This window comes from Actinopolyspora mortivallis DSM 44261, assembly GCF_000384035.1.
GTDB lineage: Bacteria > Actinomycetota > Actinomycetes > Mycobacteriales > Pseudonocardiaceae > Actinopolyspora > Actinopolyspora mortivallis.
Genome location: NZ_KB913024.1, coordinates 1,532,257 through 1,555,888, shown reverse-complemented (window position 1 = coordinate 1,555,888; position 23,632 = coordinate 1,532,257). Strand labels below are relative to the sequence as shown.

Below are 23,632 nucleotides of genomic sequence, written 5' to 3'. Positions count from 1 at the left end.
TTTCGGCGACGACGGAAACGGCACCTCCCGGCCCCGAGAGTTTCGGCTTCTTCCGTGAAACGGAAAACACCGAACTCCCCCACACCCTCCCGTGTGCCGTAGCGTCTCGGGGAGAGGAGCGCGTTCCGCTCCCCACACCCTCCCCGGCACCCCCGTTCCTCGCCCGGAAGGACCTTCCCCACCAGGACGTGCCGTTCCGTGACGAGCACCACGACGGATCGCTTTTTCCGTGTCCGGACACACCTCGGGGTCCGCACCACGCGAGTTCGAGGAGACGAGATGAACGCTTCCCCCACAGCCGAATACGGCTCGCCGGAACAGCTCGAGGCCACCCGGTCGGCCGACCCGTTGGGAGCCGACGAAGTCTGCTCCCGACTACCGGAGATGAACGCCGAGGCCGACCTCGCCGCCTTGGCGGACGCTCTACGGGATCTGCTTCCCGGGTTCGATCGAGTGGCCGAACTGTCGACCGACGAGTGCCTCGCCGCTGTGCGCGATCTGGGCATGTTGCTGGGCTCGATCAAACGCCACGGCAGCGAGCCGGCCGTGCTCGTCCCCGAGGTCCTGCCGGTGCTGATGGAACTCGGCAGGCGCACCGACATGGTTCCCCGGGACACGGTGCTGCACTACTGCGTGTGGAATCCCGAAGGGACCCGACGGCGGATGTACACCGGTGATCCGCAGGAGCGCACCCTCCAGAACGCCGTGCGCCACGTGTTCCCCCACCTGCACGAGGGACTGCGGCTGTGTGCCGAACTCAACCGCACCTCGCCGGAGGACGAGCGGTTCGCTGTGCTGGCCACGAGGATCGACGGGAACGTGCGCACCATGCTCGAGTCCATCGACACGGTGCTCGCCGAGGTCAGCCCGGTGTTCTTCGCCCGTACGCTGCGCCCCTACTTCGAGGAGATCAGCCTGGGCGGGCAGAACTACCTGGGACCGGCAGCGGCCCAGGTGCCGCTGTGGCTCGTCGACGAGGTGGTGTGGTTGTCCGACCGCGGTATCGCCGAGTACGAGAAGTTCCTGCTCGACTCCGTTCCCTACGGCCTCCCGTTGTGGCGCGAACTGCACGCGGGCTGGCGTCACTCCCCCTCGGCGGTGACCCGGCTGATGGAGTCCTTCGAGCGGGCGGGGGGTCACGACCGTGCGGGAGCGCGATTACGCGACAGCGCAGCCGCCCTCGCCGGGGTACTCCGCACGGCCGTCACCTTCCGCGGACGCCACTACCGGATAGCCCGGCAGGCCTACCAGGAGGAGGTGCGGTTGTATCCGCTGGGAAGCGGTGGGGGAAGCGTCGATCTGCTGCACCGCGTGTTGCTGCTCACCCGGCAGAACTCCCGGATCGCGGAGGAACGGGCGAAGCGGGGGAGCTGAGGGGTCAGCTCCTGGTTCCCCACACCGACACCAGTGGGGCGGAAAGGACGAGGAAGTCGGGCTCCGCGAGGGCTTCCCAGGCCCGGTCGAAGGTCTTCTCGTCGACAGGGGTGTGTTCCAGGATCTGCGTGCGCAGCCTCAGGAAGGTGTGCCGGTAGAACTCCGCGGCCGCGCTGCCACCACGCACCAGTTCCCCGTCCGGTGAGGCGTCGATGGCGGTCATTCCGCGCGCCGCGAGAGCCGCGGGCATCCGGTGCGCGAAGCGGGAGTCGCAACCGTTGCGTGCCAGTACGGCCACCACCGCGTCGTGGACCCGCTGGAAGCGTTCGGCGTCGTCCACGGGAGGGGTCCGCTCGGCGAGCGAGGCTCCTTCGGCGTCGAACTCCGAGAGGATCACCCTTCCTCCCGGAGCACATAACTCGACCAGTTGGTCCAGCACGTCCTCCCGTTGGGGAAGGTGCGACAGGGTCATCCGAGCGTGCACCAGGTCGAACCGTTCGGTCGGTGGCGGGTCGTTCAGCAGGTCGTGGGTGCGGATCTCCACGGTCTCCGGCAACCGGGCCCGGTCCAGAAAACGCGTGTCGCTGTCGAGGGCGACGACGCGTCCGCTGGGACCCACGCACTCCGCGAGCATGCGGCTGACCGAACCCGCTCCCGCCCCCACGTCCAGGCAGACCTGCCCGGTTCCGAGCCCGAGTTTGCGCAGTGCCCGCCACGAGGCGGGATCCCAGAGCCCCTCCAAACAGCTCAGACGTTCGCGTTCGGCGTGCCACTCGGGAGCGAAGGTGTAGCTCTCCCCTGTTGTCGTGTCCATCACCGAGTACGCTAGGGCGGCCACGCTGCGAGAGCAACAACCCGAGAACGATCACTCGTCCGAGTGGTTTTCCTTGCCCGCTCCGTTCTCCGTCGAGGAATCCGCCCCACGACCTCGGGCCGCTGTTTCCGACGACGGCCGTTCCCGCCGAACCCGTCGAGATCGGAGTGTGAACCGCCTTACCGGGGGTTGCGATCTGCCCCGAATCTCTCGTTTACTTAGGTAAGGCTAAGCGCAATATCGCGAGGCTTACCTAAGAGGTCCTGGTGGCAGGGTTCCGCCCGCCGGAGCACGCGGCAACGGCCCTTCCACGAGGAACGCCAACGACCCCTGGTGGGACAGTGGAGGTCCGCTGCCGTGTACACGTGCATCTGCGCCGGAGTGACCGAACCCGAAGTCCGTGCGTGCATCCGCTCCGGAGCGGACACCGTCGAGCGGATCGGTGACAGCTGCCTGGCGGGCACCGGCTGCGGAACGTGCGTGGAGCAGCTGGAAACCCTGCTGGAGGAACACGCCGAGGACGGCGTTCTCGGCGAGGCACAACCCAGCGGGGTCTGAACTTTCCGGACACGCCCGTCACGCTCGCCCGCACACAGCCCCGCTGCCCGTACCGTGTCCCGCGTGCGGCCGGATCCGGCGACCCCACGGCAACGGGCGGAGGAGTCATGCGCGGCGACGAAGAAGTCATCTCGTTGCTCAACGAACAGCTCACCAGCGAACTGACCGCGATCAACCAGTACTTCCTGCACTCGAAGATGCAGGCCAACTGGGGCCTCACCAAGCTGGCCGAGCACACGCGCACCGAGTCGTTCGAGGAAATGCGACATGCCGAATGGCTCAGTGACCGCATCCTGTTCCTCGAGGCGCTGCCGAACTACCAGCGACTGTTCAGCCTGCGGATCGGACAGACCATCAAGGAACAGTTCGAGGCCGACCTCGCGATCGAACGCGAGGTGCTGGAGCGGCTCAAACCCGGGATCGCCCTGTGCCGGGAGAAGAGCGACATCACCACCGCCAACCTCTTCGAGGGCATCCTGCGCGACGAGGAACACCACATCGACTACCTGGAAACCCAGCTGGAACTGATCGAGACGCTGGGAACCGAGCTGTACCTGAGCCAACTCGTGGAACGCCCCCCGACGAACTCCTGACCCGGGGCGCACCGGCCCCCGGAACCCCACCGGGGGCCGAGCCCACTCCCGACGCCTCACCGCACAAGATCCGAAAGCGATGCCGGCTGATCACGCAACGTTCTCCGGGTTCGGGCGAAACAGGTGAACTCCTAGTGTTGCCCAATACCCATAACGTCGTTCACAACGTGTTGACAGCGCGGCCGCCGATCCGGAACTCACGAGGCCGTCGAGGAGCATCCGTGGAAGACCAACGCACCCCCGAATTCCCCCACGAGGCAGTCACAGCCGCCCCGACCGGGACGAGCCGCCCGGGGTGGGCCTCCAGGCTGGGGCGATGCAAACCGATCGACCAGCTGGCCCAGGAAACGGGCCAGCTACGGCGTTCGCTGGGGCTGGCCCAGCTCACCATGATCAGTATCGGTGCCACGCTGGGAACCGGGATCTTCGTCGTCCTCGGGGAGGCCGTGCCCAAGGCCGGCCCGGCCGTGGTGCTCTCCTTCGTCCTCGCCGGGGCGACCGCGCTGTTCTCCGCCCTGTCCTACGCCGAACTGGCCGGTATGATCCCCGCCTCCGGGTCCTCCTACTCCTACGCCTACGCCACGCTCGGCGAACTGGTCGCCTGGGTGTGCGGGTGGTGCCTGATCCTGGAGTACGGAGTCTCGGTCGCCGCCGTCGCGGTCGGATGGGGACAGTACCTGAACGAGCTGTTACGGCTCGTCGCGGGAGTCACGATTCCCGAGGTGCTCAGCCAACCTCCCGGAGAGGGCGGGGTGATCAACCTGCCCGCCGTCGCGGTGGTGGTGCTGGCCATGTTCCTGCTGTTCGGCGGAGCCAGGGAGAGCGCCCGCGCGAACGCGGTGATGGTCGTGATCAAGGTCCTCACCCTGCTGGTCTTCTGCGCGGTGGCTTTCACCGCCGTCGGCGACGGAAACTTCACCCCGTTCCTCCCCCTGGGCATGGCGGGAGTGAGTGCCGCGGGCGCGACCCTGTTCTTCTCCTACATCGGTTTCGACGCCGCCTCCACCGCCGGCGAGGAGGCCCGTGACGCCAAGCGGGACCTGCCCCGTGCGATCGTGCTGTCGCTGCTCGTGGTCACCGCGCTGTACTGTCTGGTCGCCCTCGCCGCGGTGGGCGCCATGCCGTGGACCGCCTTCGACAGCTCCGAGGCCGTGCTCAGCCAGGTGCTGGCCCGGGCCACCGGAGCCGGGGCGTTCTGGTCGGTACTGCTGTCGCTCGGGGCGCTGGTGGCCATCGCCAGCGTGGTGCTCGCGGTGATGTACGGACAGACCCGCATCCTGTTCGCCATGTCCCGGGACGGACTCGTTCCCCGGGTGTTCGCCGAGGTGGACCGCAGAACCGGGACTCCCCGCAAGAACGTGCTACTCACCTCGCTGGCCGTGGCCGTGCTCTCGGCCGTGGTTCCGCTGGGAGCACTCGCCGACGCCACCAGCATCGGCACCCTGTTCGCCTTCGGACTGGTCAACATCGCCGTGTTGGTGCTGCGCCGCACCCGCCCCGAGCTGCCCCGCGGTTTCCGGGTGCCCCTGGCACCGTTCACTCCCGTGTTGGGAGCCGGGTTCTGCCTCTACCTGATGTCGAGTCTGGGCGCGGACACCTGGGTGGTGTTCTGCGGCTGGATGGTGCTCGGCCTGTTGTGCTACTTCGGTTACGGAATACGGCACTCCCGCCTGCGGGATCCGCTCCCGCACGGCTCCTCCGCCGACTGACCCCGGTGTCGCCGGTGGTCCCGGCGTGCCGGCGCGGCGCCCTGTGACGGACCGAAAGCGGTTCCCGGTTTCCGCGACGGTTTCCCACGTTTTCCGCCAGGCCCCCCTGCCCTACGAGGCTCGGGGGAGGGCATGGTGAAATACGGGCGCGGAATCCGTTGACAGGGACGAACCCGTTCCCGACACGTACCAGGCCCGTCCACGTGTCTCCGAGGGGAATCCCGTTTCGGGACCGATCGAACGCTTTAGTTTTCGTGCGGAGCCCGGTCTCACCCGGGGAGGGGAACTCGGTGTCGCCGAAACGGCCGAGTGGCTCCCGCTTCAGCGGGTGTCGTCCGGAACGCACTTCCTCTCGTACAGGTCTGTACGGGACTTCGGCTCACAACATTCGAGCTGCCCACACGCAGCTCGGCACGCAGGTCCTGGGAGATGGTGGGATTGAGCAATCCGATCCGGCCGTTGGTCGCGTCGCTGGTACTGCTGCTGCGCGACATGAAACGGGGCACAACGACATTCGAGCGCCCGAAACCCGAAGCACAGGGTCCCGACGGGACCACCCGAGCCGTACTCGCGGAACGGGAGAACCACCGCGCCGAAAAACTCGGCCAGGCCCGTTCCCAACCGATCCGTCGCAAGCAACAGTGGCTCATGGGACAGGACCTGCCCATCGAGAACACCCTCGGACGTTCCTGGGAGCCGGAAGCGACCACCCGGACGAACCCGGACGAGACGGAGGTCCGGATCTGCCTGCCCGGTGTCACGACGGGGGAGGTCGACGTGAGTCTGCGTCGGCGAACCGTACTGACCGTGTCGGGAATCAGTGCCGGGCGGGTGTTCTACCGTGAGGTCCCCCTGCCCTCCGGGGTGGACGAACACGGCGCCACGGCCCGGTTGGAGGACGGGACACTGCGCGTGCGTGTCCCGGGCGGTGCCGATCTCGGGGACCAGCCGTCGAGACTTCCGGTGGAATCCAGCTGAAGCACTGCGCTGTGCTCCCTCGTGGTGTGAGGATCGACCGAGCGGACGCGGCCCGACGTCCGCTCGGTACTCTCCCGGCCTGTCCGTCGTTTTCATGGCACGGTGCCTTTCCCACGGAGGGCTTTGCTCCTCGCACGCGTTGCCGTCCTCCGATCCGGCGATGGTGTGATTCCGGCCGCGACGAGCAGGATGTCGGTACGTGACATCCGACGGCGGTCCCGCTGTGGGGGCGTGATGGGCGAGCACGGAAAAAGCGGGTTCTCCCGCGTCCTCGGAGGACGGGACGTACTCGCGATGGCCTTCGGAGCCATGATCGGTTTCGGGTGGGTCGTCCAGACCGGCGACTTCCTCACCGACGCCGGGACCCTGGGCGCGGCCACGGCCTTTCTCGTCGGAGGCCTCGTGGTCGGGCTGGTCGGGCTGACCTACGCGGAACTGGTCTCGGCGATGCCGCGGGCGGGCGGGGAGCACAACTACGTGATGCGCGCGCTGGGGGCGCGTCCCGCTCTCGTGACCTCGTGGGTCCTGGTGCTCGGTTACGTCTCGGTGGTGGCCTTCGAAGCCGTGGCACTGCCCCGGAGTCTCGGTTACCTGCTCCCCGGACTGGCCACCGGAGGTCTGTGGTCGGTGGCGGGGCAGGAGGTGTTCGCCGGGTGGGCACTCGTGGGTGTCCTCGGCGCAGTGGTCATGACGGGGGTGAACTACCTCGGGATACGCCCCGCCGCCGTCTTCCAGGGCGTCACCGTGCTGTTCCTGGTCACGGTCGGTGCGAGCCTGCTGCTCGGCGCCGTCCTGGGCGGCGATCCCGCCAATATGCGCCCGTTGCTGTCCTCCGACCCAGCCGGCCCCCTGGGGGTGCTGATGGCCGTTCCCTTCCTGTTCGTGGGGTTCGACGTCATCCCGCAGTCGGCCGGGGAGATCGGAGTGCCGTTCCGTCGGATCGGCACACTGCTGTTGCTCGCCACCGGCACGGCCACCGGCTGGTACGTCCTGGTCGTGCTCACCGTGGGAGCCGGTCTGCCCGCCGAGTCTCTCGCCGCCTCCGAACTGGCCGCCGGGGACGGGATGCGCGCACTGTGGAACAGCGAAACCATGGGAACCGTTCTCGTCCTCGGTGGGGTGGCGGGAATCCTGACGAGCTGGAACGGTTTCCTGGTCGGAGCGAGCAGACTGATCCACGCCATGGCGACCTCGGGAATGCTGCCCCGCTGGTTCGCGAAGCTGCACCCGAGGTTTCGCACCCCGAGCAACGCGATCCTGTTCGTCGGTGGCCTGTCCGTGACGGCGCCGCTGTTCGGTGAACGGATGCTGACCTGGTTGATCGATGCGGGAGGTTTCGCCGTCGTCGTCTCCTACGTGATGGTCACGATCAGTTTTCTGGTCCTGCGTCATCGCGAACCGGGGATGTCCCGCCCGTTCCGGGTGGGACACGGACGAACGGTCGGGGTTCTCGCCACGATCCTCTCCCTCGGCCTGGCCGTGTTGTTCCTGCCCGGTATGCCCAGCGGGCTGGTGTGGCCCTACGAATGGGTCATCCTCGGTGGCTGGTTGCTGCTCGGTGGGGTGTGGCTGCTGCGTTTCGGTCGCGTGCACACCGACCTCCCCCGGCAGGACCGTCCCGACGCGTCTTCCCCCTCCCCGCCGGAGCGGCGTCCGGGATGACGGAGCCGATGGGATCGTCAACCCCACGGTTTTTCCGGCGGGCACGGAGGGGACTGGTGGATGGGCGGGCCTCTAGGATGTGTGCGTGGACCTGCTACGTGGCTCGCTCGACCCCTCCGGAGGCCAGGCACTGGAAGTCGGACTGGCGCACGCGCTGTTACGCCGGGTGGGGCGGGGCCTGGCCGCCCCGGCCGTCCGGGTGTACCGTCCCACCTGCCCGGTGGTCGCTTTCGGCCGCAGGGACACCCTGCGCCCCGGGTTCCCCGCAGCGCTGCGCGCCGTCCACGAGGCCGGCTTCACTCCCGTGGTCCGCGCCCCGGGCGGACACGCCGTGGCCTACACGGCGAACTCGGTGATCGTCGACCACGTCGGGCAGGACCCCGGTTTCCTCTCCGGCATGGACGAACGTTTCCGCGGCTACGCCAAGCTGTGGGCGGAACTGCTGCGGGAACGCGGGGTGGACTCCCGGATCGGAGCGGTGCCGGGCGAGTACTGCCCGGGCGAGCACAGTGTGAACGCCCGGCAACGGGTCAAACTCGTCGGAACCGCCCAGCGCATGATCCGGGGCGCCTGGTTGTTCAGTGCCGTCGCCATCGTCGACGACGCGGAGCTGGTGCGACCGCTGTTGACCGAGGTCTACCGCTGTCTGGAACTGCCCTTCGCTCCGGAGTCGGTGGGGGCGATCCGCGAGGAGGCACCGGGGGTCTCGCCCGAGGAGCTGGAGGAAGCCGTGATCGCGGCCTATTCCGAGCGTTTCGGACTGGTCGTTGCCCGCTACGGGAAGGACCTGCTGGCCGAGGCCGAGCAACTGCTCGGTGAGCACCTTCCTCCCCTTGTCTCCGGACGGAGCGAGCAGGAACCGGTCTGACGGCGCGTTTGCCTACCGTGGACGGGTCATCGCCCCGGTTGCCCCGCGCAAGCGGGCTCCGCCCTCCCCGCTTCCCGCTCCCACCTCCGAAAAGAAACCTACCGGTATTTTCATCAGGCGGTACTCCCCCCGCGCACGACTCCTGACAGATTTCCAAGATCAACCACACTCCACACGCTCTCCGTGAAGCGACAAGAAACAATCCACTGAACTGGGAAAACATCTCTCCCAGAGTCCGGGTCGGCACGAGGCGCCCACCAACCCCCTCTGACGACGGGCACTCTCCCCTTCGCCAACATTGAAACCGCTTGTGCGGTTTGTTACTGTCCTTCGCAACGACGCGGAAGCACGGACGAGGACTTCTTCGAAGGAGAAACACCCAGGAACACGCCCTCCGGAAAACCTCCACGTCCGGGAGATCCACACCGGAGAAATCATCCGGAGGCGCCGGCTACGCCCGGGGACGAAAACCTCTTTTCCCGGAAAGAACCACGGAAAAGAGACACACATCTACCGGTCCCGCAATCCCGGAGATTCGGGAAAGGAATCCGCTTTCATGAAAGGTGGCGCCATGGAGGAAAAGAAAGAGATTTCCGACGAGGAGGCACCAGCCGTGCTTTTCCTCGGCGACCTCGTCGTCCTTTCCCGGCAGGGAGGGCTCTTCCGGGAGACCCGGCGACGCGGGATGGTTCCGGTGGTCGTCGTCAGCAACAACACGGACATCGACCGGCTCACGGAGCTGCGTGAGGACCCCACGCATCCGCTGTCCACCCTCGGCGAGGTCGTACGGGTCCCGGACGCGCAGGTGAGCACGGTACTTCCGCTGGTCCAGCCACTCCTGCAGCGCTACACCGTCCGTGGTGTGATGTCGGTGGGAGAACCGTTCGTCGAAGCAGCGGGAGTTCTCGCCGACTGTCTGGGGCTGCCCGGAGCCGGCTCCCGGGCCTCGCTGATCTGTCGCAACAAGTTGATGCAGCGGATGACCGTTCCCCAGTACTCACCCCGCAGTCGTGCAGTCCCGGTGGAGGAACGGAAAGACTTCACCCTCCCCGCCGACGAGTACCCCGCCGTGGTCAAACCCGCGGGACGTTTCTACAGCCTGGGCGTACGGGAGGTCCACGACCAGCGACAGCTGACCGCGGCTCTCGACGAACTCCGCTCGGACGAGATCTCCCTGGTGGAAAGCCGGGTGGAGGGCCCCGAGCTGTCGGTGGAGTCGCTGGTCCAGCACGGCGAGATCGTGTGGAGTGGCATCACGGCCAAGGAAACCAACGAGTCCGGTGGGAACTTCTTCACCGAGATCGGGCACACCTCCCCGGCGGACCTGGACCCGGAGTCCGAACAGGCCCTGCTGCGGGTCAACGAGGAAACGGTACGGGCCATCGGCGTCCGGGACGGTATGACCCACGGCGAGTACCGTCTCGCGAAGCGGGGTCCGGTGCTGATGGAGATGGCGGCACGGCTGCCGGGGGACGCCATCACGTTCCTGTGGGAACTGGCCACCGGCCGGTCCCTGGAACCGGTGCTGCTGGATCTCGCGCTCGGCGAGACGATCGAGTACCCCCGGCCGCGGCGACGCGCACGCCAGTACTTCACGGAGCACCCCCACGGGGTGCTGCGCGACGTCACCGCCGGTGAGAACGACGTGTACTGGGTGGCACGGGACGACAGGTGGCCACGGTTCGAACCGGTCGACGCCGAGGACCCCACCGGGGTTCGTGCCGTGCTGGTGGGACGCGCACCCGGTGTCGTCCTCGGAGACCAGACCGACTCCGGTCAGCGTTCGGTCTCGGTGGTGTTCGACGCTCCGCTGGACGAGGACGTGGAGAAGGCCACCAAGGAGTCGATCGACAACATAGAGATCCTGGTCGATCCCGTCTGACTCCCCGAGTCCGCACGGTTCGGAGAACAGGACTCTCCTGCCGTGTTTTCCGGAAAGAAAGAAGAAAGGTGAGCAAATGTCCACTGCCATCAAGAGTTCCCCCGAATGTCTGGTGTGTGACAGCGAGCTGGCCCTGGACGGCTCGACGGAGAAGGGCGAAATCGTCGAGTGCGTCACCTGTGGCCAGGAACACGAGGTCACGGACATTTCCGCATCGGGCGTGGAACTCGCCCTGGCTCCGGAGATCGAGGAGGACTGGGGCGAGTGACGGCAGCACCTACCGACGTTCTGCTGTCGGTGACCATGCTGCGTGCGGACGAACGCCAGCTCCTGGACGCCCTGCGCGCCCGGGGGCTGGCCCCTCGCACCTGCCTTCCACAGGATCTCGGCGAGGTTCTGTCGGGCCGGGAAAGCCCCCCGGCGATGGGAGTGATCAGGAACCTCTCACACCGGGAGGCCTTCGACACCGCACGCCGCCTCGAACAACTCGGGACAACCGCCTACAACACCGCGACGACGATCGACACCTGTGGGGACAAAGGGCTCCAGGCGCTGCTGTTCTCCCGACACGAGATCCCCCACCCCCGTTCCCTCCACGCGTTCAACGACGAACAGGTACACGCTGCCGCCGCCACACTCGGTTGGCCCGCCGTGGTGAAACCGGTCAGCGGCTCGTGGGGCCGGGGTGTCACGCGCGTCGAGGACGAGGACTCGCTGCGCGTGTGGTCCGCGGCCCGGGAGGCAGCCGACGCGGCGGGGAGGTCCTTCCCGGTGCTGGTCCAGGAACACGTCGACAAACCGGGTCACGACCTGCGTGTCGTGGTTGTGGGTGAGGAACCGGTCGCGGCGATACGACGCGCCTCAGCGGACTGGAAGACCAACACACATCTCGGCGCGCGAGTGGAGAGGACCACCGTCACGGAGCAGATCAGAGATCTGTGCGCCCGGGTGGTGGCCGCGCTGGGACCCGGTTTCTACGGAGTGGACCTGGTCGAGGACCGTTCCACCGGCTCCCTGCTGGTACTGGAGGTCAACGCCAATCCCGAGTTCGCACGTTCCTCCGAGATTCACGGGGTCGACGTGGCCGGACGTCTCGCCGACCGTCTGACGGAAGAACTGACCGAGCGGACCGCCGGCCACGAAGAAGCGCGAACGGCTTCCTGACCCCGGAAAGGAATTTCCGTGAAAATGGAGAGCATAGACACGGCCATGGTGCTCAATCGAATCCTCACCTCGGGAATCGTCATGAGCATCGAGAAGAACGACAAGGAACTTCCCGGCCTGGAACGTCTGCTGAGCAAACACACCTCGCGCTCCGAGGTCGTTCTGCTCAACAGCCGTACCGCAGCCGTCCACGCCGCCCTGGCCGGTCTGGGGAAGGGCCACGGGGAGAACGCGCTGTGTCCCGAACTCGACGAGGAGTTACGGGCGTTCGTGACCTGGCTGGGCATCACTCCCGACGAGGCCGGTGAGGAGGAGACTCCCGGCTTCGACCTGGTCACCGTCACCCCCGAGCACGCGAGCGAGCGGATCGCCGAGGCGGGGCGGAGCACGGCCGCCGCCGTGGTGTTGGACCTGACACCTCTGGGTTTCGGCCCCGCCGGGGCCGTGGTGACCGACCTGAGAAGAGTCCGGGACAGGGCGGAACGACTGAAGATCTTCGGGGCGTTCGACCTGCGCACCATGTGGACCCAGCGGGAGTCCGAACCGGACCTGGTTCCCGGTGTCCAGTTCAACTACCGACTCAGCCCCCTCGTGGCGGGATGTGTGCGCATGGCCCTGATGCAGGCCCTCTCCGCGGACAAGGCCTCACGAACGTCCGGAACGGGAGTGAACTCATGATTACCGATTTTCCCGAGGCACCGCTGCCCCTGCTCGACGGGACGGAAACAACGGCGGAACTGGCGGAGTTCGGTGGCGATCCGGTCATCCCGAAGGGACTGCGCCGCACGGTCTTCCCCGTCATCACGAAGGAAGACACCTTCCACATGCTGCGCTCCCAACGAAGCTCCCCGGAGAAAGTCGTCGAGGAGTTCGCCGAGCGGTACCGGTCCTACGTCGGGGCCCACAGCGCCCTGCCAGTGGCCAGCGGCACGGCGAGCCTGCACATGGCTCTGGTGGGAGCGGGCGTGATGCCCGGCGACGAGGTGATCGTCCCCGCCTTCACCTTCATCGCCACCGCACAGGCTGTGGTGGCGGCCAAGGCCGTACCGGTTTTCGTGGACATAGACCCGCACACCTACTGCATGGCACCCGAGCGGGCCGAGGCGGCGATCACCGAACGCACCAAGGCGATCATGCCGGTACACGTACACGGCCTGCCCGCCGACGTACCGGCCCTGCGCGGGGTGTGCGAACGGAACGGCACCGTCCTGGTCGAGGACGCCTCGCACGCGCATTCGGCGGGCATCGGGGACAGCATGTGCGGTTCCCTGGGCACGGCGGCCGGACAGAGCCTCATGGCGGACAAGAACTTCCCCCTCGGCGGGGAGGGCGGAATCGCCTTCTTCTCCTCCGACGAGGCCCACCAGCGTGCGGTGTCCTGTCTGGCCAGGAACGGCATCGACTACCGCATGTCCTGGATCGTCGCGTCCTTCGGCACGAGCCAGTTGCAACGGCTGGGGTACTACGACGCGATCCGGGCCCGGAACGCCGCGGAACTGAGCAGGGCGTTGGACGAGACGGGCCTGTTCACCCCGCCCTACGTCCCGGAGGGCTACACCCACTCCTACAACATGTACCGGATCGGGCTGCGTCCGGAGGCGGTCGGCCTGGAGGATCTGCCCGTCTGGAAGGTCAAGGAAGCCGTACACGAACTCCTGGTGGCCGAGGGGGTACCGGCCAGGGAATGGCAGAACACCCCGATCCCGTGCCACCTCCCGTTCACGCACCGGCACGGATTCGGCAACGGATACCCCTTCACCTTGAATCCGGAAGCGGCCCGTGATCACACTCCGCAGGACTTTCCCGTGGTGCGCGCGATGTTGGAAAGCACGCTCGTGCTGTGTCGGGAACTGCGTTCCCCGGTCGAACACGAACGGTTGCAACGTTACGCGGCCGCTTTCCGCAAGATCGCAAAACGCCCGGATGCGATACGCACCCTGGTCAACGAACGAAACTACCCTCGCCCGCCGCACCAGGAGGCAGCTCGCCTTGGCTGACAACGACAACACCTTACGCGTCGCGGTGATCGGAGCCAGCGGCTACACCGGTGGAGAGCTGGTCCGCCTACTGCTCAACCACCCGGGAGTGGAGCTGGTGTTCCTCTCCTCGCAGCGTCACGCGGGAAAGAGCATCGGGTCGGTGCTCACCAACCTGCGCAACCATCCGGAGGCGGCGAAGTCGCGCTTCGCCGGACTGGACGAACTCCCCGAGGTCGACGTCGCGTTCACGTGTCTTCCCACCGGGGAGCTCCCGGCCAGAATGGGAACGGTCTCGGAACGCGCCAAACGCGTTCTCAACCTCGCGGGGGACTTCAGGCTCATCGATCCCGAGGAGGCGGCCGAACACTATCCGGAATCCGCGCAGTGGCCGGAACCGTTCTCCTACTATGTTCCGGAGTTCTCTTCGGTTCCGGAGAACCGTTTCGTGAATCTTCCCGGATGTATGGCGGCCGCGACGCTCTACGCACTGTATCCGTTGCTGGTCGACGACCTCGTGGAGGACGAGATCGTCGTCGACGCCAAGACCGGATCGAGCGGAGGAGGACGCACCTCCTCCGAACATCCCGCCGAACGCATCGGAAACTTCCGGGTGCACAAACCACACGGTCACCGACACGGCCCGGAGATCTCCCAGGCGCTGGGAGACTTCACCGGACGTCGTCCCCGGATCCAGTTCTCGACCTACAGTCTGGACGTCTCCCGAGGCATCCTGATCTCGGCCTACGCCAAGCTGCGGCCGGAGGTCTCCCCCTTCGAGACGAAACGCTCCTACGGCACGGCGTACGGAAAGTCCCCCTTCGTACGGGTACGCACCTCCCCCAAGACGCCGGGAGACTTCCCCACGCTCAAAACCGTGGTCGGCTCCAACATGGCCGAGGTCGCGGTCTCCGTGCGCGGCGAGCAGGCCGTCGCGGTCAGCGCGCTGGACAACCTGGTCAAAGGAGCGGCGGGACAGGCGGTCCAGGCTCTCAACCTCATCCACGGATTCGAGGAGTCCCTGGGGCTCCCCTTCACGGCGGTGACACCATGACGGCCCCTGCCCTTCACGTGATCAAGCTCGGAAGCAGCACACTGCTCACTCCGGGAATCTTCGACGAACTGGCCGAGCTCTCGGCGACGGGAGCACGGATTCTGCTGGTCGCCGGCGGTGCCGAAGGGATCGAGCAGCACTACGGAGCACTCGGTAGGCGGATACCGGAACTGGAGCTGCCCAACGGGGACAGTGTCCGCTACTGCCCTCCCGAGGAGATGCCACACATCGTGGACGCCTACGAGCGGATCACCCTTCCCTCGGTCGTCGAGCGCCTCACGAACCGAGGGCTCTCGGTGTTCGCGCAGGTGGGAGCGCACGGTCTCGTGTCCGGCCGGGTGAACAGACCACTCAAGACCCGGAAGGACGGGCGCAACGTACTGGTCCGGGACCACAGGGCGGGCAGCGTGGAATCCGTGGCCGCCGAACGCCTGTCGAGACTGCTCGACGCCAACGACGTGGTGTGCCTGGCGCCGCCGATCGCCGACCTCGACGGGGGAAGTCCGCTCAACGTCGACGCGGACATGCTGGCCGCTGCCGTGTCCAACGGGACGCACGCGGATCATCTCCGGCTCGTGACCGGAACCGCCGGTCTGCTCACCGATCCCCGGGATCCACGATCCACTCTGGCGGAGGCCTTTCCCGGAACGGGACGAGAGTACGCCTCGGGCAGGATGCGGCAGAAGGTACGGGCCGCCGAGGCGGCACTGAACGGCAGCGCCGACGTGGCCGTCACGGGACCACACACCTTGTCCTCCCCCCAGGGAAGGACCAGGTTCTGGCGACCGGAACCGGACGGGGATCTCGCGCTGCTCAGCAGAGCGGTACAGATCCCCTCGGTCTCCGGCGACGAGAACGCACTCGCCGAGTACCTGGAATCCTGGTGCCGTTCCGAGGGAATCGCGTCGCGAACGGACGAGGCGGGCAACCTCGTCGCCGAACGCGGCACGGGACCCCGCACACTGATGTTGCTGGGTCACATGGACACCGTCCCGTTCCACTGGCCCCCGGAGTGGGACGGAGACAGACTCAGCGGACGCGGCAGCGTCGACGCCAAGGCGTCCCTGGCGACCTTCCTCGAGGTCCTTCGTGACGCCACGGTCCCACCGGGGTGGCGGATCCGTGTCGTCGGTGCGGTGGAGGAGGAGATCTCCTCCTCCAGGGGAGCCTTCCACGTACGGGACAACTATCCCGCCGAGGCCGTCGTGATCGGAGAACCGAGTGGTTCCGGAGCACTCACACTCGGCTACTACGGCCTGTTCAAACTGCGGATCACCGCGTCGGTTCCCAGCGGACACAGTGCCGGCTTCGACGCACTCTCGGCACCGGACGCTCTGATCGGCTCCGTGGAGACCATCCGCTCCGCGGTCCTCAAGGAGGCGCCCGAAGCGCTGAGTGCGGTGATCGACATGAGCTGCGCCTCGGGAGTGGACCAACACTCCGCCACGGGGATCCTCAATTTCAGGATTCCTCCGGACGTGGACGTCGAGGAACTCCGGGAAACCGTGGAGGCGGTCCGCACACAGCGGGTCTCGGTCGAATACCTACGCGCCACCCCGGGGTACGTGAGCGCGCGCAGCAGCCCGCTCACACGTTCGTTCGGACGAGCGCTCCGAAGGAACGGGCTACGTCCACGGTACCTGCTGAAAAAGGGCACGGCGGACATGAACACGCTGGCGACGACGTGGCGCGACGTTCCGATGGTGGCCTACGGCCCCGGCGACTCGGCACTGGACCACACCGAGCACGAGCACGTCACGGCCTCCGAGTACCGGGCGGCCCGGTCGACGTTGGCCGACGCGGTGGCCGCGTTCCTCTCCACCCAGCACGGAGGTGAATGATGACTCCCCAGGCGCACTCACTGACCGCCTCCCTCGACAGCGGGACCGCCCTGCACGAACGTGCCCTGGCCGCGCGCAAGCTGGTGATCGACATGGCCGCCAGCGAACGCGGCTGTCATCTGGGCGGCAGCCTCTCGGCCATGGACATCATGATCGCCGCGCTGGACAGGGTGGCCGCGGACGAAGGAAGCAGGATGGTGCTCAGCAAGGGGCACGCCGCGGCCGGACTGTACTCGGCCCTGTATCTGACCGGGATGCTCGCCGAGAATCCGGCTCCGCTCTACGGATCGGTCGAACACCACTACACGGGACACCCCACTCACGCGGTCCCCGGGGTCACCTTCCCGACCGGAAGTCTCGGCCACGGCGTTGCCTACGCGGCCGGATGGGCGATGGCACGCCGGACGGCCGGCGCCGACGGTCTGGGCATCGCCGTCGCTGGTGACGGAGAGCTCCAGGAGGGTCTGGTCTGGGAAACGTGCCAGGTGGCCGCGGCCCGGAGACTGGGCAACTTCGTGCTGGTGGTGGACAGGAACAAGGGACAGAACGACGGGCTGGTGGTCGACATCTCGCCGATGGCGGAACTGGCCGAGAGGTTCCGTTCCTTCGGTTTCGACACCGTCGAGGTCGACGGGCACGACCTGACCGAACTGAGCGGGATCTTCGCCCGCGACCGTCGGGATTCCGAGTGTCCCCTGGCCGTGCTGGCCGACACGGTCAAGGGTAAGGGGCTTCCCCCGGTGGAGGGGAAGGCCGCATCACACTACGTGACCATCGACGCCGAACGCGCGGCCAAGTGGAAGGAGATCGTGCGATGACCCTGTCCGGTCGTGACGCCTATCGGGACGAGCTCACCCACCTGGCCACCGAGGACGAACGGATCCTGTGTCTGGAGGCGGATCTGGGAGGCAGCAAGCACCCCTTCGCCGCGGGACATCCCGACCGCTTCTTCAACCTCGGCATCGCCGAGGGCGCGATGGTGGACATGGCAGCCGGGCTGGCCGCCGCCGGGTACAAGCCGTTCGTCAGCACGTTCGCTCCTTTCGCGGCACTGCGCGCGGCGGAGAGCGTCAAGCTGAGCCTGGGTTACTTCGGCGCCGGAGTCACCATCGTCGCCCCCTACGCCGGCGTGGCCGGGGCGTGGTTCGGTACCACGCACCAGTGCCTGGAGGACTTCGCCGTGCTGCGCGGCATTCCGGGAATCGTCGTCGCCGCCCCGCACGGGGAGGAGGAGATGCGTGCGGTCGTGCGTGGAGCCGCGGTCTCCGACCGGCCCCACTACATCCGCACCGGACGCAACGCCAAACCCGCGAGTCTGCCACGTCCCGCTACGGGGATCCCGCTCGTCAACTGGGAACACGTCCCGGAGGAGTCCGATGAGGTGTGTCTGGTCTCGGTGGGCGAGACCGGCACCGAGCTGGCGCTGCGCGCCCGCGAGGCACATCCCGCTCTGGCCCACGCCCACCTGTGTTTCGTGGACCATCACCACCTGCAACAGGCCGCCGACGAGCTGTCCGCCCGCTACCACCGGTTCGTCGTGGTGGAGGAGCACCGCCCGGACGGAGGGGTGGCCTCGGCGCTGGCCCTGCTGATGCCCGGATGCACCGTCCACACGGTCAACGCCGGACACGAATGGCTTTCGTGCGGAGGTGACCACGCCGAGGTGCTCACCCAGCTGGGAATGGATCTGCCCGCCGTGCTCGAGGCGGTCGAACGTTGCCGCTCGAACCACCCACCTCTCGTGAAGAAAGGAACCTAGTCATGGACCTGCAGCTGGACGGAAAGACCGCTCTGGTCGCGGCAGCCAGCAGCGGCCTGGGATACGCGGTGGCCCACGCACTGGCCGAGGAGGGAGCCGCCGTCTCCATAGCGGCCCGCGGCGAGGAGCGTCTGAACCGGGCGGTGTCCGAACTACGCGAGGTGTCGACCTCCGGAGAGGTCAGCGGTCACGCCCTCGACGTGCGGGACGAGGAGGCCGTCCGCTCCTGGGTGGAGGAGGTCGCCGCCGAGCGGGGCGGGGTGGACATCGTGGTGACCAACGCCGGTGGCCCGCCCAAGGGACCCGCCACCGCACACGAACTCGCCACCTTCCGCGAGGCTCTGGAACTCAACCTGCTCTCGGCCGTGTCGCTGGTTTCGACCTCCTTGCCCCACATGCGCCGTAACGGCTGGGGCCGGGTGCTGTTCATGACCTCGTTGTCGGTGAAACAGCCCGTCGACGGACTCGCGCTGTCCAACACGGTCCGCCCCGGCCTGCTCGGCTACGCCAAGTCGCTGGTCCAGGAACTCGGTGGGAGCGCTATCACGGTCAACACCCTGGCTCCGGGAATGACCAGAACCTCCGAACTGGAGAAATGGGCATCCAGCCTGCCGGGAGGCGTCGAGGAACTGACCGAGGGGATCCCGTTGGGACGGCTCGGCGAGCCGGGGGAACTGGGCAGCACGGCCGCCTTCCTGGCCAGTCCACGAGCGGGCTACATCACCGGAGCCGTCCTTCCCGTGGACGGCGGCGCGGTACAAGGACTTTCCTGAACCCCTTCCCCCGATCCGGGAAAGGAACCACGATCTTGTCGGTATCGTCCTCACTCGCGAAACGAGAACTCGCTGGTCTGCCCGGGCCGTACTGGGTCCTGTGGGTGGGCACCCTCATCAACCGCCTGGGAACGATGGTGCAGCCGTTCCTGGCGTTCTATCTGACCGGAACCCGGGGAATGTCCCTGGCCCACACCGGTGTGGTCATGACGGTGTTCGGAGTGGGAGCACTGTTCTCCCAACTGATCTCGGGATGGCTGTCCGACCGCATCGGAAGACGCGTCACCCTGGCCAGTGGGATGCTGGCCACCTCGGTGTCCGTGTTGACCCTGGCCTACAGCACGTCGCTGGGCATGCTCGCTTTCAGCGTGTTCGCTCTCGGGTTGGCCATCGACGTCTACCGTCCGGCCTCGAACACCCTGGTCGCCGATCTGGTTCCCGTGCGCTCGCGGGCACGTGCCTTCGGGTTCCTCTTCTGGGCCATCAACCTCGGCTTCACCGCCGGCGTACTCACCGGGGGAACGTTGGCGGAAACGGCCTTCATGTGGCTGTTCTGGATCGACGCGATCACCTGTGCCGTGTTCGGCGTGTTGGTTCTTCTTCTGGTCCCCGAACCGAACCAGGTGAAACAGAACAAAAAGCAGGAAGGCAGTCTCGGTGACGTTTTCCGGGACCGGGCCATGGTCGGTTTCGCCTTCGTCACCCTGGGCTATTTCTTCGTCTACCTGCAGTCCCAGATCGGTCTGCCGCTGGCCATGGAAAAGGCCGGGCTTCCCCCTTCCGCCTTCGGCACGGCCATAGCGGTCAACGGTGTGCTGATCGTGATCGTGCAGCCCCTCGTGGTGGGACGACTGGCCCGGATGGATCTGGGCAAGGTCGCCGCCGTCGGCATCGCGTTGGCCGGACTCGGCTTCGGGGCGACCACATTCGCCACGTCCACGGCGATGTTCGTGTTCTCGGTGATAATATGGACCGGTGGCGAGATCGTGACCACGGTGGTCAGTGCCACCATCGCCTCCAACATGGCACCGCCACACCTTCGCGGCCGGTACAACGGACTGTACGGTTTCGCCTGGTCACTCGCAGGCTTGTTGGCACCCACGCTGGGAACCCGGTTGCTGTCGGTGAACTCGGCCGCGCTGTGGTTGACCTGCGCCGCGGTCTGTGGCGCCGCGGCCCTCGGGCAGTTCGCGTTGGCTCCCGAAATACGCCGCAGAACCGAGGCCGCGGCGCGTGCGCAGGAGCGGGACGAGCAGCAGCCCGTCCCCGAGAAGTCGCCCGCCTAGGCACGGACGAAAGTTCCGCTCCGGGTCGACCGGGACCATGGCGGCCCGGAACGGAGGCTCTCCGTAGTCGGACTCCCTCCGACCAGCCGTAACCAGGCCCGGACGCTGGACGCGCGGACCTCCCCCGAGCGACCGCGCGCGAGGTTCTCTCCGGACGGGGATACTCCCCGGACACCGGGGACGACGAGAACCAGCCACCCCGGAGGAACGGAGGTCGAAATGAGCGCGACGGTTCACGACACATCCGGTTCCACCCCGACCGCGGAGATCGCGGTGACCGGGGTGACCGGACGCCTCGGAGGACGTGTCGCCCGCCGACTGGCCGGATCGGGACTACGGCAGACCATGCTGGCCCGTTCCCCCGAGCGGGCTCCCCGGCTTCCCGGGGCCGAGACCCGTTACGCCGAGTTCGGTGACCACGATTCCAGTGTTCGGGCCCTGCGGGGAGCACGGCGAGTCCTGATGGTCTCGGCCTCCGAGTCCGCCGAGCGGGTGAGTCAGCACCGTTCCTTCGTGGACGCCGCCGTGGAGGCCGGGGTGCGACACCTGGTGTACGTGTCGTTCCAGGGGGCGGCCCCGGACGCCACCTTCACCCTCGCCCGGGCCCACTGGGAGACGGAACAGCACATCCGCGCCAGCGGACTGGACTTCACGTTCCTACGCGACAACTTCTACGCCGAGCTGATGCCGGAGCTGGTGGAGGCCGACGACGTGCTGCGCGGCCCGGCCGGGGACGGTCGTGTCGCCGTGGTGTCCCTGGAGGACGTGGCCGAGGCCGCCACGGCGGTGCTCACCACACCCGCCGAACACCTCGGCAGCACCTACGATCTGACCGGTCCGCGGGCTCTCACCCTCTACGAGGTCGCGGAGGTGCTGTCGGAGGCAGCCGGTCGCGTGATCACCTACCGCCCCGAAAGCGTGGCGGAGGCCTACCGGTCCCGCGCTTCCCACGGAGTTCCGGAATGGCAGCTCGACGCCTGGGTGTCCACCTACACCGCCATCGCCAACGGCGAGCTCGCGGAGACCAGTCGAGCGGTTCCCCGGTTGACCGGTCATCCGGCCACCCCGCTCGCCGCGGTCGTCGAGGGAAGGATCTGAAACCGGTGGAGACCGCCGTCCGGGACGGAAACGGTGGGTGGTAACACCCGAGGTGGGCCGTCCCCGAGACAGCATCCTCAGCCGGGCGTCGGGGTTCGACCCCGTGCCACGAGCGCACGGAAGTCCTTCTCACCGAGGATGTCCAGCGACTGCCCCGCCGCGCGCCGCCGGAGCGCCTTGGTCATCTTGCCGCTGGTGACGCTCTCCGGGGACAGCCCGGTGAAACCGTCCCCCACCACCAAGTGGGTGGTGCGTTTGGTGACGTCCCTGTTCGGTGTGCCCCCGCAGGCGGCGACGAGGTTCCAGATCTCCTGGCGGGAGACGCCGAGGGACCCGGTGACCACGACCACCGCTCCGTACAGCGGATGGTCGGGGTCCGCCTCGGGGTCGGGCTCGGGAGTGACCAACTCACCACGGGAACCGCCCCGGGCCCTGCCTCCGGAGGTGACTCGGCAGCCGCTCCAGGTGTCGGTACCCACGTATCCGAGACGGGTACCGGTGGCCACGGCGAACTCGTCGAGGGTGGTGCTGCCCTTCCGGGAGGCCAGCTCCACGAGGATGCCGGCGCACACCTCGGCGTCCTCCCCCGCCTCGTGGTGTCGGCGCTGGGCGACGTCGAGCTCGGCCGCCACCGTGGGAAGGCGATGGTTGGGCAGGTGGCGCAGTTCGCGACGCGCCCATACCAGGGTGCAGCCGTAACGCAGGGTGGGCCACAGCGCCCCCTCCGCGTCACAGGCCCGCCGCAGTGCCCCCGTGTCGAAGGCCGCGTTGTGCGCCACCACGGGCAGTTCTCCGACCACGGAGAGCGCGTCCTCCAGCCGGTGACGGAAGGGCGGCTGCCCGGCGACGTGGTCGGGGGTGATGCCGTGGATGGCGATGTTGTGGGGGTCGAAGTGGTCGAGTGTCTCCGGAGGACGGCACAACCAGGAGTGGGTGTCCACGACCCGACCGCCCCGCACCACGGACAGCCCGAACGCGCACACCGAGCCCCGGTCCGCGTTGGCGGTCTCCACGTCGAGCGCGACGAAATCCAGCCCCCGCATTCGGTGTCCCTTCCCTGCCTGCCGACGGGGTCGAGGCGCACGTCCCGCCCCGCGCGCTCGGCTGCCCTGGTCACGAGCCTCCCGGCACGACAGTCGCGGAACGTGCGTCGGCCTCCCGAGAGGGTATCGCCCCAGACGGTGGTCGGGAACACCACTCCCTCTCCTCCGGCGGATTTCCGTGGACCGGCCCCCGTTCCGGGGGAGCCACCGGGCACCACACCACGGCGGGGACCGGCCCTCTCCACCACGCGCTCCGGCTCGGTTCAGCCGCTCACCGTCATACCGGAACTCCCGCTGCTCCGGTATCCCTCCGTCGCGAGGATCATGTAGTGGTCGAAGCTGCCCAGCAGCATGTCACTGCGGGCCCAGGCGTCGAAGTGGTTGCCGGTGGTGATCGTTCCACTCGTTCTCCGCGTCCGACGGACGCTCCAGAACTGCGGGAAGGTGGCGGTGCCTTCGACGGAGGGGGCGTCGTACCTCATCGTCCGATAGATGTCGTACGTTCCTCCGTCGCTGAAGACCGTTCCCCTGTGGTCGTCGCCACCGGGGCGATAGGTTCCGTAGCTCTCCACGACGTAGTACTCCACGAGTGGATTCGAGGTCCATCCGTAGAGAGTCAGATACCCGTTTCCGGAGGGATTGAAATATCCCGAGTAGTTCACGGTCCTGCGCCCTCCGTTGCTCCACCCCTTTCCGCACACGAAATTGCCGCAGTCGGTCCACGTGGTACTGTAACCTCCTCCGGAGGACAGGGTCATGGAGACCGAACCACCCCCGTCGGTCCAGAACGAATAGTAGAATCCGTGGTGCGTTCCCGTCTGGTTCTCCGTGATGGTGGTGTCGGCGCGGGCGGTTCCGGGCAGCAGCAGCGCGGAAGCCCCCAGTGCCACTGTGGCGGCACCTCCCATGAAGCTTCTGCGACCGAACGAGTGCACGGGAAAATCGTCCGTGTACATACTCTCTCCTCGCATCACTGGACAGGGACCGGACAACGACATGAATCCGGTCATTCGTTCGACGTCCCGGATCGCGCGAACAGTCCGCGTCACCAGCGACCGGAATCCGTCGACATCGAATGATGTTCCTCACGGTCCAGTGACCTGTCAACGGATCCGAGGGAATTTTTTCGCCGCGGCGCGCGACACGGACGGTGCCGCGCACCGGCGAAAAACAAAATTTTCCCTGCTCGATTCGAGCTCT

Annotated in this window: 22 protein-coding genes; 19 read left to right on the top strand and 3 right to left on the bottom strand. The window is 67.3% G+C overall.

All coding sequences use genetic code 11. From position 1 onward, the window contains the following. Window positions 1-279: 279 nt before the first annotated feature. Complete coding sequence (locus ACTMO_RS0107505) at window positions 280-1,374, top strand: monodechloroaminopyrrolnitrin synthase PrnB family protein (protein WP_019854064.1); 1,095 nt, start codon at window positions 280-282, stop codon at window positions 1,372-1,374. A 4-nt stretch (window positions 1,375-1,378) separates the two neighbouring features. Here ACTMO_RS0107505 and ACTMO_RS20660 read toward each other — a convergent pair whose 3' ends face one another. Further along, window positions 1,379-2,188: a class I SAM-dependent methyltransferase gene (locus ACTMO_RS20660; RefSeq protein ID WP_157062831.1), complete on the bottom strand. Its 810-nt coding sequence runs from the start codon at window positions 2,186-2,188 to the stop codon at window positions 1,379-1,381. 333 nt (window positions 2,189-2,521) lie between these two features. Here ACTMO_RS20660 and ACTMO_RS0107495 point away from each other — a divergent pair, with 333 nt between their 5' ends. The 18 genes from ACTMO_RS0107495 to ACTMO_RS0107410 all read left to right on the top strand — a co-directional run bounded on the left by ACTMO_RS0107495 (window position 2,522) and on the right by ACTMO_RS0107410 (window position 21,389). Then, window positions 2,522-2,746 carry a (2Fe-2S)-binding protein gene (locus ACTMO_RS0107495; protein WP_425394318.1) on the top strand — a complete coding sequence of 75 codons (225 nt, stop codon included), beginning with the start codon at window positions 2,522-2,524 and terminating at the stop codon, window positions 2,744-2,746. Window positions 2,747-2,853: 107 nt separating this feature from the next. After that, window positions 2,854-3,339, top strand: coding sequence for a bacterioferritin (gene bfr, locus ACTMO_RS0107490; RefSeq protein WP_019854061.1), 486 nt, complete (start codon window positions 2,854-2,856; stop codon window positions 3,337-3,339). A 221-nt stretch (window positions 3,340-3,560) separates the two neighbouring features. Continuing rightward, window positions 3,561-5,048 carry an amino acid permease gene (locus tag ACTMO_RS0107485; protein ID WP_019854060.1) on the top strand — a complete coding sequence of 496 codons (1,488 nt, stop codon included), beginning with the start codon at window positions 3,561-3,563 and terminating at the stop codon, window positions 5,046-5,048. Between the two features lie 429 nt (window positions 5,049-5,477). Beyond that, window positions 5,478-6,026 (top strand): Hsp20/alpha crystallin family protein, encoded by a 549-nt coding sequence (locus ACTMO_RS0107480; RefSeq protein ID WP_033401508.1) that lies wholly within the window; start codon window positions 5,478-5,480, stop codon window positions 6,024-6,026. 234 nt (window positions 6,027-6,260) lie between these two features. Then, on the top strand, window positions 6,261-7,688 hold the full coding sequence (locus ACTMO_RS0107475; protein ID WP_033401793.1) for an amino acid permease: 1,428 nt from the start codon (window positions 6,261-6,263) through the stop codon (window positions 7,686-7,688). Between the two features lie 85 nt (window positions 7,689-7,773). Further along, on the top strand, window positions 7,774-8,556 hold the full coding sequence (locus tag ACTMO_RS20655) for a lipoate--protein ligase family protein (RefSeq protein WP_051099038.1): 783 nt from the start codon (window positions 7,774-7,776) through the stop codon (window positions 8,554-8,556). A 571-nt stretch (window positions 8,557-9,127) separates the two neighbouring features. After that, on the top strand, window positions 9,128-10,438 hold the full coding sequence (locus ACTMO_RS0107465; protein WP_019854056.1) for an ATP-grasp domain-containing protein: 1,311 nt from the start codon (window positions 9,128-9,130) through the stop codon (window positions 10,436-10,438). A 76-nt stretch (window positions 10,439-10,514) separates the two neighbouring features. After that, window positions 10,515-10,706 (top strand): hypothetical protein, encoded by a 192-nt coding sequence (locus ACTMO_RS0107460; RefSeq protein WP_019854055.1) that lies wholly within the window; start codon window positions 10,515-10,517, stop codon window positions 10,704-10,706. Next, window positions 10,703-11,602, top strand: a complete 900-nt coding sequence (locus tag ACTMO_RS0107455) for a RimK family alpha-L-glutamate ligase (protein ID WP_019854054.1) — start codon at window positions 10,703-10,705, stop codon at window positions 11,600-11,602. The genes ACTMO_RS0107460 and ACTMO_RS0107455 overlap by 4 nt, the downstream gene beginning before the upstream one ends. A gap of 24 nt (window positions 11,603-11,626) precedes the next feature. Next, window positions 11,627-12,280, top strand: coding sequence for a hypothetical protein (locus ACTMO_RS0107450; protein ID WP_019854053.1), 654 nt, complete (start codon window positions 11,627-11,629; stop codon window positions 12,278-12,280). Then, the gene (locus ACTMO_RS0107445; RefSeq protein WP_019854052.1) at window positions 12,277-13,599 is read left to right on the top strand and encodes an aminotransferase class I/II-fold pyridoxal phosphate-dependent enzyme; all 1,323 of its coding nucleotides are present in this window, start codon (window positions 12,277-12,279) and stop codon (window positions 13,597-13,599) included. Before ACTMO_RS0107450 ends, ACTMO_RS0107445 begins: the two co-directional genes overlap by 4 nt. After that, window positions 13,592-14,632, top strand: coding sequence for an N-acetyl-gamma-glutamyl-phosphate reductase (argC, locus tag ACTMO_RS0107440; RefSeq protein ID WP_019854051.1), 1,041 nt, complete (start codon window positions 13,592-13,594; stop codon window positions 14,630-14,632). Before ACTMO_RS0107445 ends, argC begins: the two co-directional genes overlap by 8 nt. Next, window positions 14,629-16,473, top strand: coding sequence for a M20/M25/M40 family metallo-hydrolase (locus tag ACTMO_RS0107435; RefSeq protein ID WP_019854050.1), 1,845 nt, complete (start codon window positions 14,629-14,631; stop codon window positions 16,471-16,473). Before argC ends, ACTMO_RS0107435 begins: the two co-directional genes overlap by 4 nt. Continuing rightward, the gene (locus ACTMO_RS0107430) at window positions 16,473-17,291 is read left to right on the top strand and encodes a 1-deoxy-D-xylulose-5-phosphate synthase N-terminal domain-containing protein (RefSeq protein ID WP_019854049.1); all 819 of its coding nucleotides are present in this window, start codon (window positions 16,473-16,475) and stop codon (window positions 17,289-17,291) included. The genes ACTMO_RS0107435 and ACTMO_RS0107430 overlap by 1 nt, the downstream gene beginning before the upstream one ends. Beyond that, window positions 17,288-18,232 carry a transketolase family protein gene (locus ACTMO_RS0107425; RefSeq protein WP_019854048.1) on the top strand — a complete coding sequence of 315 codons (945 nt, stop codon included), beginning with the start codon at window positions 17,288-17,290 and terminating at the stop codon, window positions 18,230-18,232. The genes ACTMO_RS0107430 and ACTMO_RS0107425 overlap by 4 nt, the downstream gene beginning before the upstream one ends. Before the next feature lie 2 nt (window positions 18,233-18,234). After that, window positions 18,235-19,005, top strand: a complete 771-nt coding sequence (locus ACTMO_RS0107420; RefSeq protein WP_019854047.1) for an SDR family NAD(P)-dependent oxidoreductase — start codon at window positions 18,235-18,237, stop codon at window positions 19,003-19,005. Between the two features lie 35 nt (window positions 19,006-19,040). Continuing rightward, the gene (locus ACTMO_RS0107415; protein ID WP_051099036.1) at window positions 19,041-20,291 is read left to right on the top strand and encodes an MDR family MFS transporter; all 1,251 of its coding nucleotides are present in this window, start codon (window positions 19,041-19,043) and stop codon (window positions 20,289-20,291) included. Between the two features lie 219 nt (window positions 20,292-20,510). Continuing rightward, window positions 20,511-21,389, top strand: a complete 879-nt coding sequence (locus tag ACTMO_RS0107410; protein WP_019854045.1) for an SDR family oxidoreductase — start codon at window positions 20,511-20,513, stop codon at window positions 21,387-21,389. 77 nt (window positions 21,390-21,466) lie between these two features. On the opposite strand, the gene ACTMO_RS0107405 is transcribed toward ACTMO_RS0107410, so the two are convergent. Together ACTMO_RS0107405 and ACTMO_RS0107400 are read right to left on the bottom strand one after the other, a co-directional pair. After that, the gene (locus tag ACTMO_RS0107405; protein ID WP_019854044.1) at window positions 21,467-22,432 is read right to left on the bottom strand and encodes an exonuclease domain-containing protein; all 966 of its coding nucleotides are present in this window, start codon (window positions 22,430-22,432) and stop codon (window positions 21,467-21,469) included. 263 nt (window positions 22,433-22,695) lie between these two features. After that, window positions 22,696-23,388 carry a glycoside hydrolase family 11 protein gene (locus ACTMO_RS0107400; RefSeq protein ID WP_019854043.1) on the bottom strand — a complete coding sequence of 231 codons (693 nt, stop codon included), beginning with the start codon at window positions 23,386-23,388 and terminating at the stop codon, window positions 22,696-22,698. Between the last annotated feature and the right edge of the window lie 244 nt (window positions 23,389-23,632).

What these genes read in the sequence shown, in the direction of transcription:
- ACTMO_RS0107505 (WP_019854064.1), top strand. Translation starts at nt 280, where the DNA reads ATGAACGCTTCCCCCACAGCCGAATACGGCTCGCCGGAACAGCTCGAG.
- ACTMO_RS20660 (WP_157062831.1), bottom strand. Translation starts at nt 2,188, where the DNA reads ATGGACACGACAACAGGGGAGAGCTACACCTTCGCTCCCGAGTGGCAC.
- bfr (WP_019854061.1), top strand. Translation starts at nt 2,854, where the DNA reads ATGCGCGGCGACGAAGAAGTCATCTCGTTGCTCAACGAACAGCTCACC.
- ACTMO_RS0107480 (WP_033401508.1), top strand. Translation starts at nt 5,478, where the DNA reads ATGGTGGGATTGAGCAATCCGATCCGGCCGTTGGTCGCGTCGCTGGTA.
- ACTMO_RS0107475 (WP_033401793.1), top strand. Translation starts at nt 6,261, where the DNA reads ATGGGCGAGCACGGAAAAAGCGGGTTCTCCCGCGTCCTCGGAGGACGG.
- ACTMO_RS0107465 (WP_019854056.1), top strand. Translation starts at nt 9,128, where the DNA reads ATGGAGGAAAAGAAAGAGATTTCCGACGAGGAGGCACCAGCCGTGCTT.
- ACTMO_RS0107460 (WP_019854055.1), top strand. Translation starts at nt 10,515, where the DNA reads ATGTCCACTGCCATCAAGAGTTCCCCCGAATGTCTGGTGTGTGACAGC.
- ACTMO_RS0107450 (WP_019854053.1), top strand. Translation starts at nt 11,627, where the DNA reads ATGGAGAGCATAGACACGGCCATGGTGCTCAATCGAATCCTCACCTCG.
- ACTMO_RS0107445 (WP_019854052.1), top strand. Translation starts at nt 12,277, where the DNA reads ATGATTACCGATTTTCCCGAGGCACCGCTGCCCCTGCTCGACGGGACG.
- ACTMO_RS0107435 (WP_019854050.1), top strand. Translation starts at nt 14,629, where the DNA reads ATGACGGCCCCTGCCCTTCACGTGATCAAGCTCGGAAGCAGCACACTG.
- ACTMO_RS0107430 (WP_019854049.1), top strand. Translation starts at nt 16,473, where the DNA reads ATGACTCCCCAGGCGCACTCACTGACCGCCTCCCTCGACAGCGGGACC.
- ACTMO_RS0107425 (WP_019854048.1), top strand. Translation starts at nt 17,288, where the DNA reads ATGACCCTGTCCGGTCGTGACGCCTATCGGGACGAGCTCACCCACCTG.
- ACTMO_RS0107420 (WP_019854047.1), top strand. Translation starts at nt 18,235, where the DNA reads ATGGACCTGCAGCTGGACGGAAAGACCGCTCTGGTCGCGGCAGCCAGC.
- ACTMO_RS0107410 (WP_019854045.1), top strand. Translation starts at nt 20,511, where the DNA reads ATGAGCGCGACGGTTCACGACACATCCGGTTCCACCCCGACCGCGGAG.
- ACTMO_RS0107405 (WP_019854044.1), bottom strand. Translation starts at nt 22,432, where the DNA reads ATGCGGGGGCTGGATTTCGTCGCGCTCGACGTGGAGACCGCCAACGCG.
- ACTMO_RS0107400 (WP_019854043.1), bottom strand. Translation starts at nt 23,388, where the DNA reads ATGTACACGGACGATTTTCCCGTGCACTCGTTCGGTCGCAGAAGCTTC.